At 59.4% G+C, this 3,380-nt stretch carries 5 protein-coding genes; all 5 read left to right on the top strand.

Annotated features, from left to right (window positions below; translation table 11 throughout):
• Positions 1-35 precede the first annotated feature (35 nt).
• Positions 36-1,559: a bifunctional aminoglycoside phosphotransferase/ATP-binding protein gene (locus tag IQ241_RS25030; RefSeq protein ID WP_193912506.1), complete on the top strand. Its 1,524-nt coding sequence runs from the start codon at positions 36-38 to the stop codon at positions 1,557-1,559.
• Positions 1,556-1,900 carry a hypothetical protein gene (locus IQ241_RS25025; protein ID WP_193912505.1) on the top strand — a complete coding sequence of 115 codons (345 nt, stop codon included), beginning with the start codon at positions 1,556-1,558 and terminating at the stop codon, positions 1,898-1,900. Before IQ241_RS25030 ends, IQ241_RS25025 begins: the two co-directional genes overlap by 4 nt.
• A 5-nt stretch (positions 1,901-1,905) precedes the next feature.
• Complete coding sequence (locus IQ241_RS25020; protein WP_193912503.1) at positions 1,906-2,706, top strand: YdcF family protein; 801 nt, start codon at positions 1,906-1,908, stop codon at positions 2,704-2,706.
• A 66-nt stretch (positions 2,707-2,772) separates the two neighbouring features.
• Complete coding sequence (locus tag IQ241_RS25015) at positions 2,773-3,009, top strand: hypothetical protein (RefSeq protein ID WP_193912501.1); 237 nt, start codon at positions 2,773-2,775, stop codon at positions 3,007-3,009.
• 202 nt (positions 3,010-3,211) lie between these two features.
• Positions 3,212-3,380 (top strand): transposase (locus IQ241_RS25010; protein ID WP_193910349.1); only part of this gene is annotated, 169 nt, incomplete at its 3' end.

Genomic DNA, 3,380 nt, shown 5'->3' with positions numbered 1-3,380 from the left:
TCAGGTGTGTATAAGAGACAGCCCTGATCCAGCAAATGCTCCAGCCGGACTTCTACCCCCACCCGGTAACGCAGCCGATTGAGCTGATGCAGACCCATGTTTCCTATGTGCTGCTGACGGGTGACTATGCCTACAAGCTGAAAAAGCCGGTGGATTTTGGCTTTTTGGACTATTCCACGCTGGAAAAACGGCGACACTTTTGCTACGAGGAGCTGCGGCTCAACCGGCGGGCGGCGGCGGCGCTTTATCTAGGGGTCGTGCCGATCATGCAGCTGGGCGATCGCTATCAGCTCGACGGCTCCGGCGATACGGTCGAATACGCAGTGAAAATGCGTCAGTTTCCTCAGGATGCGCTGCTGAGCCATCAGTTTGAGCAGGGCGAGCTGACGGCGGAGAAACTGCGATCGCTGGCCGAAGTGATCGCCCAGTTTCACCAAAGCGCCAAGACCAATGACCGCATCCGCAGCTATGGCGAAATTCCTGAAATCCGCTATTCCTTCGACGAAAACTACGACCAGACGGCTGAGTTCATCGGTGGACCGCAGACCCAGCAGCAGTTCGATGAGACCAAAGCCTATACCGACCGTTTCTTTACCGAGCGTCAGGACCTGTTCCAGCGGCGGCTCGACCAAAACCGCATCCGCGCCTGCCACGGCGACCTGCACCTGAACAATATCTGCGAATGGCAGGGCAAGCTGCTGCTGTTTGACTGCATCGAGTTCGACAATGAGCCCTTTCGCTGTGTCGATGTCATGTTCGACATTGCCTACATCGTGATGGACTTGCAGGCAGCGGGCCGGGGCGACCTGAGCACGATTTTTCTGAATCACTATGTCGAGCAGACCGGCGATTGGGAAGGCTTAGCCGTGCTACCGCTGTATGTCAGCCGTCAGTCCTACGTGCGGGCTAAGGTCACCTCTTTTATGCTGAACGATCCGACCGTGTCTGAAGCAGAGCGGCAGCGAGCCAGCGAGAAAGCCGCGCGGTACTATCGGCTGGCCTGGGCCTATACGCAGTCCCAGTCGGGGCGGCTAATTCTGATGTCGGGGCTCTCGGGCTCGGGCAAGAGTACGGTGGCTCAGGCCCTGGCTCCTCAGCTGGAGGCCGTCCATATTCGCTCCGACGCCGTTCGCAAGCATCTGGCAGGCGTCCCCCTGATGGAACGCGGCGATGACCGGCTCTATACGGACGAGATGACCCAAAAGACCTACTATCGGCTGCTGAGCCTGGGGACTGAGCTGGCGCTGCTGGGCTACCCGGTGATTCTAGACGCCAAATACGACCGGCAGATCCAGCGGCAAAGCGCGATCGCGGCAGCCCATACCGCAAACCTTCCCTTCACCCTGATTCACTGCACGGCCCCCCGCGAGGTGCTCACAGCGCGCGTCCGTCAGCGCTCCGGCGACATCGCCGACGCCACCGTCGAGGTGCTGGCCAGCCAAACGGAGGAGCCCTTTTCTGCCACCGTCCAGCCGTCGGTGATCGCCGTGGATACGACCCAGCCCTTAGAACCGCAGCTAGCGGCTATAGTGGAGGCACTGACTGAGTCTGAGCCGTGACTGACCTGATCGTCCCAGCCGTCCTCCGCTTTTGGCTGGCCTTTCTAATCATCTTTTTCTTGCTGGGCTACTCGGTGCCCTTCAGCATCGTCTTTGGGCTGATCGGCGGCCTCTCGGGCGGCATGGTCAACGCCTGGTGGCAGCTCAAGGGCGGTGCGCCCCCGGCTCCCGATGCCGGTCGGGTTGCAGACAAGATCGCGGCGGCGAAGGTTGACGGTGCCGGTTCGACCAGAAGGGCTTCCGGCAGAGACCGGATACCGCGCCGGGGCTGGCTGCGGCTGCCCGGCTGGCGACCAGGCCGTGAGCATGAGCGCTATCTGAAACGGCGGCAGTCGCGCTAGGGGCCATGTTTCTCTTTCTCTCGAAGCTGCTGCCGCTGCTGATCTATCCGCTGGGGCTGAGCTGCCTGCTGCTGACGCTGGGACTGTTCTGGCTGTGGCGGTCGCCGAAACGACTAGGGCGGGTGGGAGGCGCGATCGCGGCTGCCCTGATCGTCCTCTACGTCAGCAGCAATCCCTGGGCCAGCGCCCGGCTGGTGCAGTCCTTAGAATGGCGCTATCTGCCGCCTGAAACGACGCCCCGCGCCGATGCGATCGTGGTACTGGGCGGCAGCACATTTCCGGCGACGCCGCCGCGCCCCTGGGTAGAGGTGACCGATGCGGGCGATCGCGTCCTCCACGGCTCGCGGCTCTACCGGCAGGGCTACGCGCCGCTGCTGATCCTCAGCGGCGGGCGGATTGACTGGAAAGATGGCGGCCCGCCAGAAGCCGACGATATGCGGCAGATTGCGGCGGCGATGGGTGTGCCCCGCGCTGACATGCTGCTGGAAGGAACATCGCTCAATACCTACCAGAACGCTATCAATGTTAAAAAGCTGCTCGATGCCCGCGACCTGAAGTCGGTTTTGCTAGTCACTTCAGCCATCCACATGCCCCGCTCGGTCGCCATTTTCAAAAAGCAGGGAATCGATGTGATCCCGATGCCGACGGACTTCTACGTCACCGAAGGCAGCTTCCCAGAAATGCGCCGTACTTCCCAGGCCCGGCTGCTCAACCTGCTGCCCAACGCCGAAGCCCAGGACTACTTCACCCGAGCCCTGAAGGAATATATCGGGTTCGCGATCTACTGGCTGAAGGGCTGGGTTTAGGCAACTCAGCTAACCCCCGACTCAGCCGCTAAGATAGGGCAGAGCGTTCTTTTACCCCAAGGCTCCATGTTCAAGCCCTCAATTGAGTACGTTTCGACCGAGTCAGTCAAGGTCCAGCAATTTGCAGAAGCGCTAAAGCTACAGCAGGCCGCCCAAGACTTTCGCCGCGAAGTCGAATACCGCGAAGCGTTTGAGCAGTACTGTCAGTGGTACTACCACGCTGCTCAGCAAACTCAGCAGGAGTTCGCCGCTACGGAAAACGATGTCAACTTCTTTGGCTGGTTCTGCTCTTCTGTCCGCTAAACATTAGCTATGTGTGCTCATTTGCAGGAGTTCAAAGATACTCGTCGATAGCATTGCCCGAGGATCTTAGGCTGAAACATTTCCACCTAAGTGTCCATATTAGGATCTTAGATGGCTTTGTTGCACAAATCGTTCGATAGGCAGTTGTGATGAGCAAGAATGAATCGATACGGTTGAGATAATAGTCGAAGTAAGGGAGAGCATGAAAAGCCGCTACCGCATCTGCAACTGGTCAGAGTATAACGCCGCCTTGGAGGCCCGAGGGAGCCTGACCGTTTGGATAGATGAAGGGGTGCTGAGCGCCTGGAAGAACAAGCAAAAGACTGGCAAGCGAGGCGCGTCGAATACCTACAGTGACCTAGCGATAGAGA

The organism is Vasconcelosia minhoensis LEGE 07310 (assembly GCF_015207255.1).
In the GTDB taxonomy this organism is placed as follows: domain Bacteria; phylum Cyanobacteriota; class Cyanobacteriia; order Phormidesmidales; family Phormidesmidaceae; genus Vasconcelosia; species Vasconcelosia minhoensis.
The sequence above is the reverse complement of the archived record's forward strand: the minus strand, read 5'-3'. Positions and strand labels throughout refer to the sequence as shown.